This is a genomic window from Salipiger pallidus (assembly GCF_014643635.1).
In the GTDB taxonomy this organism is placed as follows: domain Bacteria; phylum Pseudomonadota; class Alphaproteobacteria; order Rhodobacterales; family Rhodobacteraceae; genus Salipiger; species Salipiger pallidus.
Window position 1 is genome coordinate 431,650 of sequence record NZ_BMJV01000001.1, and the last position, 15,651, is coordinate 447,300.

Consider the following 15,651-nt stretch of genomic DNA (forward strand, 5'->3'; position numbering starts at 1 on the left):
CAGGAACGCAAGATCGCGGGTCGGCGTCTGGTCAATGATCCCTGCAACTCGGGGATGATCTGAATTTCCATCCGAAAGGGTTTGCGGTTGCGTCCCTTCTGCTGGATGAACACAAGCCATCCGTTCCCGACATGCTGTCGGCTGAGCAGAACAGGTCCGAACGCCTCAGGCCGTGTAGATCGCCAAGGTCAAGTGACCTGCTCCCCTTGGAGTCCGCGGCTTTAAGCTCGCGCTGTTCAGCGTTTCCCCCTATCCGCGGCCAGATCTGACACGGCGCGCTTACGCTTCACGGCTTCCAACGCCACACGAGCCCTCAAGCAAGCGTCGTGGCTTCTGCGTTTCGAAAAGTTCTGATCCCCTCGTTCTGCAAACTGGAAATTGTCAGATTGCTGTCCGGTCATCCAAGAGGTGCTCCGGTTGATGAAGTTCCTCACGTCCAAGCTTGCTGCCCGTTCCGGTGGCGGGCATTGTTGTTGTCGAAACAGATTCTCTTGCACACGAAGGCCTCACGCCCATGAAGAATTCGGTGGCTTATCCTCAGCTTCTGAAGTGCCGACTGTTTGCCGACTTGTGCCATGATGACAAGGCGGAGTTGCTGGACCGTTGCACCGCGCGCACCTACGAGCTGCCCGAAACGGTCCTGAAGCAGGGAGAGCTGTCGCCGGGGATCTTTTTCATCGCGCACGGCCGCATGGACGTGATTGTTCACGGGGACGGCGGAGAGCAAACGCTACTCGCACATCTGGGTCCCGGTGATACTGCCGGAGAGATTGAGTGCATTTCACAGGAACCCTGCATCGCGTCATGCAGGACACAACCCTTGGCAACGCTTCTGCTGTGCCCTCAGCCCGTCGTGGCGGACTACCTGCGCGTGCCATTGTTCATTCGCAACGTGGCGTCGGTTTTCCGCGGCAGGCTCGAGCAGGACAATGCCATGAAGGCTCTTGATCAGCATGGCTCCCTTGAACAACGTCTTTTCCTGAGGCTGAGGACGCTCTGTGATGGACGCGACCGGGTTCGCGCGAACCAGGCACATCTTGCGGAAATCCTTGGATGTTCGCGCCAAAGCATCAACAAGGCGATCGGTCGGCTGCGTACCGCTGGCATAATCGAGGTCGCCAAGGGAGAAGTCCGCCTCCTTCAATCCGATCCGGCTCTTGAAGAGCTTGCGGACACGCCACGCCTTGGCACCGTCGCGCAGTCGGGCTGAGCGGATCATGTCAAAAGCTGAATCGGCGGCCGCCCCGTTTGAAGGTCGCTGCTCTGAACGATCAGCGACCACGCGCCCGATCACCAGCTGCTGGCCTCTTTCTGGAGGCCAAGGTCCACGCTGTCCCAGCCGGAGGAACCTGCTGCGGCCTGCTTGCTGAGCGTGAAGACGGACACGCTCTGGCTCAGCGCTGCGCTGTTGCTTGACAAAGTCCGGGTAACGCTGGTGGTCTCGTTGACCATCGCCGCGTTCTGCTGCGTCACCGTATCAAGCTGCGAGATGGCGGTGTTGATTTCTCCGAGAGTCATGGTCTGTTCATTCAGGCCATGCACCACTTCGCGGATCCGGTCCGAGATACGCTCGACCCCGCCGAAGATACTGGTCAGCTCACCGCTGGCGCGCACCACGAGCTCGACCCCGGCTTTCACGTGATCACCGCTTTCGCTGATCAGCCCCTTGATCTCCTGCGCTGATTCCGCAGAGCGCTGCGCCAGCGAACGCACTTCGGAGGCAACTACCGCAAAGCCGCGGCCGGCCTCGCCGGCGCGGGCGGCTTCGACCCCAGCATTCAGTGCCAGGAGGTTGGTCTGGAAGGCGATGTCGTCGATCACCGAGATGATCTGCGAAATCGATTCCGACGATGTCTCGATCCGCTTCATCGCGGTGGTCACATCTTCGACCACCTTGCTGCTGCCCTCGGCCGCGCCCTTGGTGTCCTCAGCCTCGCGTCCGACTTCGGACGCGTAGTCCGCGGCGGAGCGAGCGTTGGAATTCAGCTCTTCCACCGCTGCGGCCGTCTGTTCGAGCGTTGCCGCCTGGGTTTCAGTGCGGCGCGACAGTTCATCGGAGTTGGTGCCGATCTGCGTGGCGATGCCGTCGATCATATCCGAAACGCCCCGCACCTGCGTGATGAGGGTGGCAAAGGTTTCGACCGCGATATTGAAGGCGTCCGCAAGCTCGTAAAGGCGATCGTTTTCCTGCAGATCCACGCGCACCGTGAGGTCCCCCTTGGACAGCGCGTCCAGCCCTTTCGCGATCTCGCGGATCGCCTCGCGCTGGCTGGTGATCTCCGTAGCGATCTTGGTAATTCGCACCACCTCTCCCGTCTCGTCGAAGACCGGGGCGTAGGTGGCCGCGATCCAGATCACCTCGTCTTCCTTGGTGATCCTCGGGAATTCGTCCGAAAAGAATTCCCCGGCCTTCAGCCGTTCCCAAAAATTCTTGTAGTTTTCAGTTTCGCGGTACTTGCGCTGCACGAAGATGCTGTGATGCTTCCCGACCACCTCATCGGCAGTGTAACCCAATGCGTTCAGAAAATTGTCATTGGCATGCAGGATGATCCCATCCGGTGAGAAATGGATGACAGCCTGCGTCCTTTCCACGATCTGGATCAGCGCGGCATCCGCGCTGATCGCTTCGGGCTTATGTTCGGCCTTGCGCGAAAACCACATTATCGAATCCCTTATCCGCCTGATGTGGTCTGCTATACTCCCTCAACTCTTACCGAAGCCTGAATGCCCGCTCAGGCGGGCACATTGGCCATCAGCGACTCGTAGGCGATGGAATAGCTTTCGCGCCGCGCCGCAGGATCGTGCATGGCGCTGGACAGGATCATCTCGTCCGGGCGGTAGCGGTCGATGATGGCGCTCAGCTGCTCGCCCACCTGTTCGGGGTTGCCCGTTGCCGAGATCGACAGCGCGTGTTCCGCAGAGGCGACGAACCGCGGATCCGCCACCGATGAGATATCGTCAACGGGGTACGGGAAACGCCCCGGGGTGCCGGTTCGAAGGGCGATGAACTGCTGCTGTTGCGAGGTCTTGAGGCGGCGCGCCTGCGCCTCGGTCTCGGCCGCCCAGACGTTCGCGGCCAGCATGAAATGCGGCTTGTCGGTGACGCCGGGCTGGAACCGGTCGCGGTAGATGCTGATCGCCTGCTCCAGCGCGTCAGGCGCGAAGTGCGAGGCGAAGGCATACGGCAGGCCCAGATGCGCCGCCAGCTGAGCCCCGAACAGAGACGAGCCGAGGATCCAAACGGGCACGAAGGTGCCCTGCCCCGGCACCGCGCGCACCGGCTGGTTCTCCACGGGGTTGCCCAGGAAGCCGAGCAGCTCCACCACATCCTCGGGGAAACGGTCTGACGATGTGTGGTTGCGGCGCAGCGCCATGGCGGTGACCTGGTCCGAGCCGGGCGCGCGCCCGAGGCCTAGGTCGATGCGGTCGGGGAAGAAGCTGGCCAGCGTGCCGAATTGCTCTGCGATTACCAGCGGCGAGTGGTTGGGCAGCATGACGCCGCCTGCGCCCACGCGGATGCGCGAGGTAGCGGCAGCGACCTGCCCGATCACCACCGAGGTCGCGGCAGAGGCGATGCCGGTCATGTTGTGATGTTCCGCCAGCCAGAACCGGTGGTAGCCGGTCTTCTCCGCGTGCTGCGCCAGCGCGACCGTATCGGCAAGCGACTGCGGCACGGAGCCGCCTTCGGGAACGGTGGAGAGGTCGAGTACGGAAAGCGGGATCATGGGCTGCATCCTTTGTGTAAGGTTCCCGATGTAACCACGCCTGACGCTCATGAAAGGCCGCCGCCGGATATTCGGCGGCGGAAAAACGTTGCGCTGCGGTCACGAAACCGTGCGCGGCAGTCAGCCGCCCGTGTAGACCTCGACTGTCGGCAGATCTGTGAGCGGCGCCTCGATCAGGCGCATGGCCGCGAGCGACAGGCGGCTGCCGCCGGTGGCCGGCCCGGCAATGGGGATCAGATCGACCTGCGCCGACTTGCCATTGTAGACCACCCGCCCCTTGCCCTCGGCGGTGACCAGCGGCGTCTCAAGCCAGAAGCCCGAGCGGGACGGATCGCCCAGCGAGGCCACCGTGGTGCCCAGGCTGCGTTCGCCCGCAGGTTCTGATGGGGCAGAGGCCGCGGCACGTTCCTCGGCGCTGGTGGTGTCGAACTGGTCGACGGTCCGGGCGCCCGCCGGGGGGCGAATGGCCTCGGCAGCGGGCGACGTCGGGGCGTCGCCTGCAGGCGGCGCGGTCACGGATGCGGGGGCCGCATCGGGGGTTTTATCGAACATGCCGGATACGGAGGCGCAGCCAGACAAAAGGACAAGCGGGAGGGCATATGCTATCTTCATGTGCAAAGAGTATCGCCAATCGCCGATTTGGCAATCATCGCCGTGCTTGCCCCGCGTTGATCGGCAAACTAGGTAACTGTCATGGACAAACTCATCGATCCCTTCGCACGCCCGATTTCCTACCTGCGGGTCTCGGTCACTGACCGCTGCGATTTCCGCTGCGTCTATTGCATGTCGGAGAACATGACATTCCTTCCCAAGAAGGAGCTTCTGACGCTCGAGGAACTGGACCGGCTGTGCTCCACCTTCGTCGGCCTCGGGGTCGAGAAGCTGCGCATCACCGGCGGCGAGCCGCTGGTCCGACGCGAGATCATGACCTTCTTCAACGCCATGACCCGCCATCTGGACAGCGGCGCCTTGAAGGAGCTGACACTCACGACCAACGGCTCGCAGCTCGAGAAATTTGCGCAGCCGCTGTGGGATGCAGGGGTGCGGCGGGTCAACATCTCGCTCGATACGCTTGATGAGCAGAAGTTCGCGGACATCACCCGTTGGGGCCGCTTGCCCCAGGTGCTGCGCGGCATCGACGCGGCGCAGGCCGCGGGCATGCGGGTGAAGCTGAACGCGGTGGCGCTCAAGGGCTTCAATGAACCCGAGCTCTTCAGCATGACCGAATGGTGCGCCAAGCGTGACATCGACCTGACGTGGATCGAAGTCATGCCCATGGGCGACATCGGCAACGAGGACCGGCTGGGCCAGTACTGGAAGCTTACCGACCTGCGCGACCGCTTGGCCGAGCAGTACACCCTCACCGATCTGCCCGAGAGCACCGGCGGCCCGGCGCGCTACGTGCGCCTCGAGGAAACCGGGCAGAAGGTGGGCTTCATCACGCCGCTGAGCCATAACTTCTGCGAAAGCTGCAACCGGGTGCGCCTGACCTGCACCGGCGATCTCTTCATGTGCCTCGGACAGGAAGACCGCGCCGACCTGCGCAGCGCCCTGCGCAACCACCCCGACAGCGATGCGCCGCTGGAACAGGCGATCCGCAAGGCGATCTCGATGAAGCCGGAGGGCCACGATTTCGACTATTCGCGCCAGTCGGTCGATGGCCGCGTGTCCCGCCACATGAGCCACACCGGAGGCTGACCGCCCTGCCCGCACTGCGGCCGATTGCTGCCGCCATCATCCTGCCCCCGTGTTACCGCTGCCACGCCCGCGCCGCTTTCGGTCGCGGGCGTTCGCATGTCACGGGGGGTGAAAGGCTTGCGACATGGGCACTCTGCCGCCTCATTCCGCCGGTCTTTCCGGAATGATTTGCGCCGCCACAAGGGCGAACCTGGCCCAAGAATATCAAAAAAACAATAAAATACATATACTTAACCAAAAACACAAAGGGTTTTCAAAAAACGAAAGCCGTCCTTGCATGTACTACAGACCCAGATCGCCGTTTTGCCCCATAGTCTCCCATAAGGCGCCCAGAAGCCGGTCAATCAATGGATCATCCGATGAACTGAGCAGATAGGCTGAAACCCAAGTGTCCGACAATCGACTGACCGTGCGGCGACTGACCGCAGCCGACAAGACCGAATGGCGGGCGCTCTGGACCGCCTACCTCGCGTTCTACGAAAGTTCCGTGCCCGAAGAGGTTTACGGCACCACCTTCTCAAGGCTGACCGACGAGGCCGACCCGCAGCAGAACGCGCTGGTGGCAGAGATGGACGGCAGGCTGGTGGGGCTGGTGCATTACCTGTTCCACCGCCACAACTGGAAGATCGAAGAGGTCTGTTATCTGCAGGATCTCTACGCCGCGCCGGAGGCCCGGGGCACCGGCGTCGGCCGTGCGCTGATCGAGGCGGTCTATGCCGCCGCCGACGAGGCCGGCGCTCCATCGGTCTACTGGACGACGCAAGAGTTCAACCACACGGCCCGCCAGCTTTATGACCGCATCGGCGCCCTGACTCCCTTCATCAAGTACCAGAGGGCATGATGCGCAAGATCCTTCTCCCCCTCCTTGCCCTTGCCATGGGCGCCTGCGTCCCGGTGCCCTCGCCCGACACGGCGACCCGTACGGCCATCTCGTTTCAGGACACCAGCGGCCTGCCCACGATGAAGAGCTTCTCGCATCCCCGCCCCACGGCACCGCGGGTGTCGAACACCGACCTTGCGCGGGATTTCATCGACCTGTCCTTCTTGCTGGAATCCGGTCGGCTGCTGCCCGCCTTCACCCGGTTCGAGGGGCCGATCACAATCCGCCTCGCGGGGACGCCGCCGCCGTCGCTGCGCATGGATCTCAACCGGCTGGTGCACCGGCTGCGCACCGAGGCGCAGATCGACATCCGCCAGACCTCCGAGCCGCGTGCCAACCTGTCCGTGGTCGCCATTCCCCGCGCCGAGATCCGTCGCCACTTGCCGCAGGCCGCCTGTTTCGTGGTGCCGAACGTGTCGTCCTTCGACGAGTACCTCGGTGCCCGTCGCAATGGGCAGGTGAGCTGGTCCACCGTCACCGTGCGCCAGCGCGTGGCCGTGTTCCTGCCTTCGGACGCCGCCCCGCAGGAGGTGCGCGATTGCCTTCACGAAGAGATCGCGCAGGCGCTGGGTCCGCTCAACGACATGTACCGGCTGGCGGATTCGGTGTTCAACGATGACAACATCCACACCGTGCTGACCGGCTATGACATGATGGTGCTGCGGGCCTACTATGATCCGTCCCTGCGGTCGGGGATGTCACGGGCCGACGTGATGGCCCGGCTGCCGGCGATCCTGTCTCGGGTGAACCCGCAAGGCACTTCCATCGCACCTCAGCGCCTCGGCCATACCCCCCGCCCCTGGCTTGAGGCGGTGCAGACCGCCCTTGGACCCGGGGCGTCGCCGGGCCAGCGCCGGGCCGCTGCGCAAAAGGCGGTGAGCATCGCTACCACCCTTGGCTGGACCGATCACCGCCGCGGCTTTTCCCATTACGCCCTCGGCCGTATACTGCAGGGCGTCAGCGCCAGCGCCGCCAAGGACCAGTTCGCCCTCGCGCAGCGCTATTTCTCCGCCGCTCCGAACACCGAACTGCACCAGGCCTATGTCGCCTCTCAGCTGGCCGCCTATGCCATCAACGCAGGTCAGGCCAACGAGGCACTGAGCCTGATCGGTCGCCACTTGGACACCGCGCAGCGCCACGAGAACGCTGCCCTGCTGTCCACGCTGATGATGCTGCGCGCCGAGGCAATGGAGCTCTCGGGCCGCGCGGCTGAAGGGCGGCAGGTCCGTCTGGACTCCCTCGGCTGGGCACGCTACGGCTTCGGCTCGGACTGGGCGGTGCGCGCCAAACTGCGCGAAATCGCATCGCTCAATCCGGTCAAGGGAGGCTGAGGAGACCCACAATGATCGTGATCGCAGCCGTGCTTATCGGCGCAGTGCTGGGTGGGATGACCGCCCGCAAGCGCAAGGGAAACAAGGCCGATATCGCGCAGTTCGTCGTGGTCTATGCCATCGCCTTCGGTCTGGCCGGGCTGATCGTCACGATCATCATCGAAAAGTCCGTCACCTGATCCCCAAATTCCTTCGCAAAGAATTTGATCGCCGTGCCCGGCCCCGGGTGCGGCGTTGCCATGCGGTGGACCCGTCCGCGGTCCCCCGGCACAATCCTTTCCATCCGCACCCTTGGCAGAACGCTTCATCCCGCTAACTTGCCCTGCAACAGGATATCAAGCAGACTTTACGCACAGGGAGTGCCCTCATGACCCCCCGCAATCTTCTTGCCGCTTCCGCGCTGGCCACCGCCCTCACCACCACGATCGCGGGCAGCGCCATGGCCGACATTACCGTTTCGTCCAAGATCGACACTGAAGGCGGCCTCTTGGGCAACATCATCGCCCTCGCACTCGAGGATGCGGGCCTTCCGGTGAACCGCCGTCTTCAGCTGGGCGGCACGCAGGTCGTGCGCGAGGCCATCATGGCCGGCCAGATCGACATCTACCCCGAGTACACCGGCAACGCCGCCTTCTTCTTCAACGAGGCGGACAGCGACGTCTGGAAGGACGCCGAGGCCGCCCACGAGCGCGCCGCCGAGCTTGATGCCGAGGCCAACGATATCGCCTGGCTGGCCTCCGCGCCCGCCAACAACACCTGGGCCATCGCCGTCACCGGCCCCTTGGCCGAGGAAAACAACCTCAGCACCATGACCGAGTTCGGAAAGTGGATCGCGGATGGCGGCGACATCACCCTTGCTGCCTCGACCGAGTTCGTGTCCTCGCCCGCCGTGCTTCCAGCCATGCAGGAGACCTACGGCTTCGAGCTGACCGAAGACCAGACCGTGATCCTGTCGGGTGGCGACACCGCCGCCACCATCCAGGCCGCTGCGCGCGGCACGTCGGGCGTGAACGCGGCCATGGTCTATGGCACCGATGGCGGTGTCGGCGCCACCGGCCTCAAGGTGATGGAAGACGACCAGGGCGTGCAGCCGGTCTACGAGCCCACCCCCATCGTGCGGCAAGAGGTGCTGGACGAGTACCCCTCGATCCCTGAGGTGCTGGACCCGATCTTCGCAGAGCTCGACATGGAGACGCTGCAGCAGCTGAACGGCCGCATCCAGGTTGGCGGCGAGCCGGCGGAGGCCGTGGCCCGCGACTACCTGACCACCGCCGGGGTGCTGGCCGGAAACTAGGACTGACCGCGTGAGCGATACTGCCACGACACCTGCAGGGCTCCGGGGGCTGTCGCCTCCGGGGCTTCTGTTTGCCGTACTTGGGGCAGTGTCTCTCCTGCTGCCCTTCATGACTCTGCGCGCCAACCGGATCGTCGCGGGCGAGGGTCTGCCCGCTTGGCAGATCGCCGAGCCGGGGATCACCCTGCCCGGCCTCACCGTGCTCGCCCTCGGGCTGGCGCTTGGCCTGCCCGCCTCCCGCCCGGCGCTGCGCCTTGGCGGCGCGCTTCTGGCGCTGGCGGCGTTAATCTTCCTTCTGACAAACGGTGCAACAGCGTTGATGCAGGATGCCGGAGACTACGCCCGCGTCTCACCAGCCTCCGGTTTCTGGTGCCTCCTCGCGGTGACGCTTCTGCTGGCCGCCGACGCACTGGCGCAGATGCGCCCCGGCCCCGCGCTGCGGGCCGTTCTGCTGGCGGGCGCACTTGGCGCGCTGTGGGCAACCCTCGCATCGGGCCTGCTGTCCGAGCTGTCCATCGGCATCGAATACGCCTCCCGCGCCTCCGGGTTCGCGCGGGCCACCGTGCGGCACCTGTGGCTGTCGCTGGGCTCGCTCGCCGTGGCTGCCGCCATCGGCTTTCCGCTGGGCATCGCCTGCCACCGGGTCCCCGCCATGCGCGCGGCGACGCTGGCCACGCTCAGCTTCGTGCAGACCATCCCGTCGCTGGCCATGTTCGGCATCATGATCCCGCTGCTGGGCGCGCTGGTCACCGCGCTTCCGGCGCTTCAGGCCATGGGCATCGCCGGCATCGGCTTTGCCCCCGCCTTCGTCGCGCTGGTGCTCTATTCCCTGCTGCCGGTGGTCGCTAACACAGTCGCGGGCCTTGATGCGGCGCCCAAACCCGCCATCGAGGCCGCGCGCGGCATGGGCCTCACCCCAATGCAGCGCCTGTGGCAGGTCGAACTGCCGCTGGGTCTTCCCGTCCTTCTTGCAGGGGTGCGCATCGTGCTGGTGCAGAACATCGGCCTTGCGGTCATTGCCGGGCTGATCGGCGGCGGCGGCTACGGCACCTTTGTCTTTCAGGGGCTGAACCAGACCGCGACGGACCTCATCCTGCTGGGCGCCCTGCCCACAGTCCTGCTGGCCATGGTTGCCGCCATCACCATGGACATCCTCGTGGACCTCTCCCGCCGCACACCGGAGCATGCCCGATGATCGAGATCGACCGCCTCACCCGCCTCTACGACGGCAAGCCCGCTTGCGACGCGGTGTCCATGACCATCGAGACCGGCACCATCACCGCCATTGTCGGCACATCGGGGTCAGGCAAGACGACCCTTCTGCGGATGATCAACCGGCTGGTCGAGCCAAGCTCGGGCGAGGTGCGCATCAACGGCACCCCGACCCATTCGGAAAAGCCGCACCTGCTGCGCCGCCGCATCGGCTATGCCATCCAGGGTCATGGCCTTTTCCCCCACCACACGGTGGGCCGCAACATCGGTGCGGTGCCGCGCCTGCTGGGCTGGCCGAAGGACAGGATCGCGGCTCGCGTGGACGAGCTTCTGACGCTGTTCTCCATGGACCCGTCCGAGTTCCGCGACCGCTTCCCCGCCGAGCTTTCGGGCGGCCAGCAGCAGCGCGTGGGGGTCGCTCGGGCGCTGGCCTCGCGGCCCGACCTTCTGCTGATGGACGAGCCCTTCGGTGCGCTCGACCCGATCATCCGCACCCGCGCGCAGGACGATCTGCGCCAGATCCAGAGGCACCTCGGGTCGACGATCCTCATCGTCACCCATGACATGGACGAGGCCATCCGCCTTGCGGACCGCATCGCCGTGATGGATGCGGGCAAGCTAGTGCAATACGGCACCCCCGCCGAGATCATCGCGCATCCTGCCACCCCCTTCGTGGCCGAGATGGTGGGCGAAGCAGACCGCCCCCTGCGCCTGCTCGCCCTGCTCCAGGTGTCCGAGCTCGCCGAAAGCGGGCCCGCGGACGGGCCCGAGATTGCCCCCGATGCCACGCTGCGCGACGCACTGTCAGCCTGCCTCTGGTCGGGCCGCGAGTCGCTGCCGGTGAGGGGCACCACCCAGCGCGTGACGCTGGAAGCAATCCGTAGCCGCGCCGGAGCACACGCATGACGACAGCGCCCCGCAATGCGCCCATGGCCCTGCGCGTCGCGCCCATGGCCCTGCGCCTCGCGCTCATCATCCTGCTCGCGGCTCTGGTTCTTGCCCCAGGCCTCTTCGAGCCGGTCTTCGCCCCCATCGCGCCCGTGGGCGGCCCGGTGATCTACACCCGCTCGTCGCTGCTATCGCTCTCGCTGTCGCATCTGGGACTGGTGGCGGCAGCCTCTCTGGCCTCGACCATCGTGGCGGTGACGCTGGCGATCCTCGTCACACGCCCCGCGGGCGAAGCGTTCCGCCCCCTGTCACGTTCGATCACCAACATCGGCCAGACCTTCCCGCCGGTGGCGGTGCTTGCCCTCGCTGTGCCGGCATTGGGCTTCGGCGTAGGCCCAACCCTGGTGGCGCTGTTCCTCTACGGCCTGCTGCCGATCTTCGAGAACGCCATGACCGGCCTCACAACACTGCCTCCGCAGGTGCTCGAGGCGGCGCGAGGCACCGGGCTCAGCCGCCGCCAGCGCCTGTGGCAGGTGGAGCTGCCACTTGCCGCTCCGGTGATCCTAGCGGGCATCCGCCTGTCGCTGGTCATTGCGCTTGGCACCGCCACCATCGGGTCCACCGTTGCGGCACGGACGCTGGGCGAGGTGATCATCGCCGGGTTGCTGACCTCGAACACCGCCTTCGTGCTTCAGGGCGGGCTGATCGTTGGCCTCTTCGCAGCGCTGCTTTACGATGCCATGGTCCAGATCGAACGCCGCCTCGCCCGCCGCATGGGCCGCAGCTGATCTTGCAGAAGCGCCCCATTCGCGTACCCTGAGGTCAAGCCGGAACCAGGCCAAAGGACCGCGCATGTTCGTCCCCTTCTTCGAGAACCTCCGCAAGGCGCATGTGCCCGTCAGCTTGCGCGAATACCTCACCTTCCTCGAGGCGATGGCCGCGGGTCTGGCCACCTATGACATGGAGGGCTTCTACTACCTTGCCCGCAGCGCCATGGTGAAGAACGAGGCCCATATCGACCGCTTCGACCGCGCCTTCGCCGCCAGCTTCGAAGGGCTCGAGGCGATCAGCGCCAAGGACGTGCTCGAGGCCGTGGACCTCCCCGAGGATTGGCTGCGGAAGATGGCCGAAAAGCACCTCTCCCCGGAGGAGATGGCCGAGATCGAGGCATTGGGCGGCTTCGACAAGCTTATGGAGACGCTGCAGCAACGCCTCAAGGAACAGGAGGGCCGTCACCAGGGCGGCAACAAGTGGATCGGCACCGCCGGGACATCTCCCTTCGGCGCCTATGGCTACAACCCCGAGGGCGTGCGCATCGGGCAGAAGGAAAGCCGCCACCGCCGCGCGGTCAAGGTGTGGGACAAGCGCGAGTTCCGCAACCTCGACGACAGCGTGGAGCTGGGCACGCGCAACATCAAGGTCGCGCTCAAGCGCCTGCGCTCGTGGGCCCGCGATGGAGCCCATCAAGAGCTCGACCTAGACGGCACGATCCGGGCGACCGCGAACAACGGCTACCTTGACGTCAAAACCCGCCCCGAGCGGCGCAACGCGGTGAAGCTGCTTCTCTTTCTTGACGTGGGCGGGTCGATGGACATGCACATCCGCGTGGTCGAAGAGCTGTTCTCGGCCGCCCGCGCCGAGTTCAAGCACCTCGAATACTACTACTTCCACAACTGCCTCTACGAGGGCGTGTGGCGTGACAACCGCCGCCGGTGGGAGGCGCAGACCCCAACCTGGGACGTGCTTCACACCTATGGGCCGGACTACAAGTGCATCTTCGTCGGAGACGCCTCCATGTCCCCCTACGAGATCGCCTACCCAGGCGGAGCCAACGAGCACTGGAACCCCGAGGCTGGCCAGACATGGCTGTCCCGCGCCCGGGCACAATGGCCCGATCACCTCTGGATCAACCCGGTCCCCGAACAGCACTGGCAATACACCCAGAGCATTGCCATGATCCGCGAGATCTTCGAAGACCGCATGGTGCCCATGACCCTCGAAGGACTGGACCGCGGCATCAGAACGCTGGCGAGATGAGCGACGCCTGACTGTCCTCAAAAGCTGTGACCGATTGGCAGCTCCGCGCTCTGCCCAGTCCGCTGCTTGCGCCCGCTAGCCCGAACGCCCGGCACCGTGCCGCCGGGCGCGCCCTTCCCCTTCTTCTCTTTCAAAATACGCAAAAAGCCACCAGCGCCGTTCAGCCCGGCGCCCGATGGGTCAGACCTTCACCTCGAGTCCCTCGATCTCCTCCGGCTCCCCCAGCGCGGCGGCAATCCACTCGGTCATCGGCTTTTAGGGAAGGAACCGGTCGATATAGGCGTCAAGCGGATCGTCGAGCTCTACCGCGTATGTGCGAAGCCGGGTGCGGACCGGCGCGAACATGGCATCGGCCATGCTGGGCGCCCCGAACAGGAAAAGCCCGCCGCAGGTCTCAAGGCACTCGGACCAGATCCCCAGCACCCGCGCCATGTCCGGGCGCGCACCAGAGAAGATCTTGACGTTTCGTGCCGCGCCTTGATGTTCATGGGCAGCGCCGAGCGCGGGTTGTGGAAGCCCGCGTGCATCTCGCCCGAGATCGCGCGGCAATGCGCCCGCGCCACCACATCGGTCGGGTAGAGCCCCGCCTCGGGAAACAGCTTGTTGAGATAGCCCGCGATGGCCAGCGTGTCCCACACCTGCACCTTGCGATGGGTCAGCCGCGGCATCCGCACCTTGAACGGCAGCAGCAGTTTCTGCCGCATCTGCGCATCCGTGGGGTCCACCGGCTCTTCCATGCAATCACGGTCGGACGTTTTGCACAGCAACCAGCCGCGCATCGTTCAGGACGAGTAACTCTTCGATGAAATGGTCAGTGTTGCCTTGGCCAAGACCACGTCTCACCGGCACCGTGCTGCACTGAGACATGAAATTTTTGTCGCGCGCGTTCGTTTTCTAGCCGGACCTTTCACAGGCAGCTGGAGATAACCAAACGTGTTTTATGCACGATGCCAGAGGCTTGATGAACAAATCGGCCTTCTGCCCCACAGCGCAACTGCCCTCCAGGCCCTCCCACCCTGAGGGGCCATGGGCAGAGCTACTTCGCCACAAGGCGGGGCTCGCGGACATGATTTCGCGATCGAGGCTCAGCCATGAACGGCCCTCCTTCGAGATCACCAGCGTCAGGGCCGACAACCGCGACCTGCCGGTCACCGAAGAGGTTGCGCTTGACCTGCCGTTCGGCACTCTTCTGCTCTTCCGCAAGGACATCGACACCCGGCAACCCAAGGTGCTGGTGACGGCGCCTCTCAGAACACTTTGCGACGCGGCTGGCAGGCAGCCTACAGACGTTGTGGCAGGATCAGGACATCTACATCACCAGCTGGAAGAACACCCAGAAGGGCGGCCTCTTCGGAGGCGAGAATCACGTCGCCTATGTCATCCGGTTCATGGAACAGATCGGCCGCGGCGGACATATCCTCGGGGTCTGCCAACCCTGCGTGCAGGCGCTCGCCGCAGTCACCGTGATGTCCGCAAGCACCGCGACCCCGCTCAGCATGCCACTCGTGGCCGTGCCTGTGGATGTGCGCAGCCCCAGCTCGGTGAATGATCTGGCCAATGAAAAGCCGCTGGCCTGGTTACAGCGCAACGTGATCTCCACCGTGCCCGGACGTCTCCCCTGTGCCGGGCGGCGGGTCTATCCCGGCGCCGTGCAGCTGACCGCCTTCATGCCTATGAACATGGACCGCCACCGTGGCCAGCATCGCAAGCTCTACGAACATCTCACCGGCGGGGAAGCGGCGAAAGCGCAGCGCATCAAGGACTTCTACGACGATAATTTCGCGGTGCTCCACCTCACCGAGGAGTTCTCCATCCAGACCATCGACCACAACTTTCAGCAAGCCGGATTGGCCACCGGCGATTTGACATACCGTGGCCGCAAGCGTGATCCATCAGGGATCACCCGCACAGCCCCTCTGACGGACAAAGGCCGCCGCGACGACATCTGCGGGCTTGGCCAGACCACCGCAGCGCATGATTTGTGAGCATCGCTGCGCCCTCGCCTGAAGCGACATCACCTTCAAGATAACGTAGGCCACCACGGCGTCTTCAACGGCCCCCGATGGCGGTCCGAGATTTACCGGTGGTGCGCAACATGATCCTTGCGATGGAATAGGCTCAGGTGATCCGGAACAATTTGTAAGCGATTGCTTCGTCATTCTATCCCGCGCAAAGTGGGCGACCGGCAAACCCAGTGCTAGAGCTTAGGGAATAGGCACTGGCATACGTGCCGCGTTCCATCACGCCCACTACATCGGTCGTCCAAAGCCAGGTCTCTGAAATCGGGCCCGGTTCGAAAGCCGACGAGTTACCCCGTTCTTCGGAACAACAAGTGGAGGCGCTTTTGAGGTGCTTCAGACACCTCACCAGCAAACCAAAGCAGCCCATCCCCCGCGCAGCGCGTTTCCAAGGCTAACGGGGCCATGCGGTCCGTTGCGGCAATCCTTGCGGTTTCCGCGTAAGCCGCGATAGGCCGGTGTAATTATCTGTGGCGTTTCATTTTTCAGTCGCCCGACCGTGTCGGCATCCTAAAGCTAGTCGGCCGCGAAAGGGGCGAAGCGCCAGAGGCGCACGAATCTTGGCTGC

Annotated in this window: 14 protein-coding genes and 1 pseudogene; 11 read left to right on the plus strand and 4 right to left on the minus strand. The window is 64.6% G+C overall.

What is annotated here, in order from left to right:
• The first annotated feature begins 514 nt into the window (after nt 1-514).
• The gene (locus IEX41_RS02045; RefSeq protein WP_188788325.1) at nt 515-1,210 is read left to right on the plus strand and encodes a Crp/Fnr family transcriptional regulator; all 696 of its coding nucleotides are present in this window, start codon (nt 515-517) and stop codon (nt 1,208-1,210) included.
• Nucleotides 1,211-1,290: 80 nt separating this feature from the next.
• Here IEX41_RS02045 and IEX41_RS02050 read toward each other — a convergent pair whose 3' ends face one another.
• The 3 genes from IEX41_RS02050 to IEX41_RS02060 form a co-directional block, all read right to left on the minus strand.
• Entirely contained in the window at nt 1,291-2,661 is a 1,371-nt protein-coding gene (locus IEX41_RS02050; protein ID WP_188788327.1) for a methyl-accepting chemotaxis protein, read from the minus strand.
• A 71-nt stretch (nt 2,662-2,732) separates the two neighbouring features.
• Entirely contained in the window at nt 2,733-3,725 is a 993-nt protein-coding gene (locus IEX41_RS02055) for an LLM class flavin-dependent oxidoreductase (RefSeq protein ID WP_188788329.1), read from the minus strand.
• Between the two features lie 120 nt (nt 3,726-3,845).
• Nucleotides 3,846-4,277, minus strand: coding sequence for a hypothetical protein (locus IEX41_RS02060; protein ID WP_229672876.1), 432 nt, complete (start codon nt 4,275-4,277; stop codon nt 3,846-3,848).
• 141 nt (nt 4,278-4,418) lie between these two features.
• Here IEX41_RS02060 and moaA point away from each other — a divergent pair, with 141 nt between their 5' ends.
• The 9 genes from moaA (at nt 4,419) to IEX41_RS02105 (ending at nt 13,065) form a co-directional block, all read left to right on the plus strand.
• Entirely contained in the window at nt 4,419-5,423 is a 1,005-nt protein-coding gene (moaA, locus tag IEX41_RS02065) for a GTP 3',8-cyclase MoaA (RefSeq protein WP_188788333.1), read from the plus strand.
• Between the two features lie 388 nt (nt 5,424-5,811).
• The gene (locus tag IEX41_RS02070) at nt 5,812-6,264 is read left to right on the plus strand and encodes a GNAT family N-acetyltransferase (protein WP_188788334.1); all 453 of its coding nucleotides are present in this window, start codon (nt 5,812-5,814) and stop codon (nt 6,262-6,264) included.
• Nucleotides 6,264-7,634 (plus strand): DUF2927 domain-containing protein, encoded by a 1,371-nt coding sequence (locus IEX41_RS02075; RefSeq protein ID WP_188788337.1) that lies wholly within the window; start codon nt 6,264-6,266, stop codon nt 7,632-7,634. The genes IEX41_RS02070 and IEX41_RS02075 overlap by 1 nt, the downstream gene beginning before the upstream one ends.
• Before the next feature lie 11 nt (nt 7,635-7,645).
• Nucleotides 7,646-7,813 carry an apolipoprotein acyltransferase gene (locus IEX41_RS02080; RefSeq protein ID WP_188788339.1) on the plus strand — a complete coding sequence of 56 codons (168 nt, stop codon included), beginning with the start codon at nt 7,646-7,648 and terminating at the stop codon, nt 7,811-7,813.
• Between the two features lie 260 nt (nt 7,814-8,073).
• A complete protein-coding gene (gene osmF / locus IEX41_RS02085) occupies nt 8,074-8,928 on the plus strand; it encodes a glycine betaine ABC transporter substrate-binding protein OsmF (protein ID WP_373285607.1) in 855 nt (284 codons plus the stop codon).
• A 10-nt stretch (nt 8,929-8,938) separates the two neighbouring features.
• On the plus strand, nt 8,939-10,123 hold the full coding sequence (locus IEX41_RS02090) for an ABC transporter permease (protein ID WP_229672877.1): 1,185 nt from the start codon (nt 8,939-8,941) through the stop codon (nt 10,121-10,123).
• Nucleotides 10,120-11,046: an ABC transporter ATP-binding protein gene (locus IEX41_RS02095; protein WP_188788342.1), complete on the plus strand. Its 927-nt coding sequence runs from the start codon at nt 10,120-10,122 to the stop codon at nt 11,044-11,046. Before IEX41_RS02090 ends, IEX41_RS02095 begins: the two co-directional genes overlap by 4 nt.
• A gap of 44 nt (nt 11,047-11,090) precedes the next feature.
• Complete coding sequence (locus IEX41_RS02100; RefSeq protein ID WP_373285608.1) at nt 11,091-11,816, plus strand: ABC transporter permease; 726 nt, start codon at nt 11,091-11,093, stop codon at nt 11,814-11,816.
• 64 nt (nt 11,817-11,880) lie between these two features.
• A complete protein-coding gene (locus IEX41_RS02105) occupies nt 11,881-13,065 on the plus strand; it encodes a vWA domain-containing protein (RefSeq protein WP_188788344.1) in 1,185 nt (394 codons plus the stop codon).
• Nucleotides 13,066-13,367: 302 nt separating this feature from the next.
• On the opposite strand, the gene IEX41_RS21375 is transcribed toward IEX41_RS02105, so the two are convergent.
• Complete coding sequence (locus IEX41_RS21375; RefSeq protein ID WP_229672880.1) at nt 13,368-13,769, minus strand: hypothetical protein; 402 nt, start codon at nt 13,767-13,769, stop codon at nt 13,368-13,370.
• Between the two features lie 792 nt (nt 13,770-14,561).
• On the opposite strand from IEX41_RS21375, the pseudogene IEX41_RS21380 reads away from it, so the two are divergent.
• Nucleotides 14,562-15,164, plus strand: a pseudogene (locus tag IEX41_RS21380) (hypothetical protein).
• The last annotated feature ends 487 nt before the right edge of the window (nt 15,165-15,651 follow it).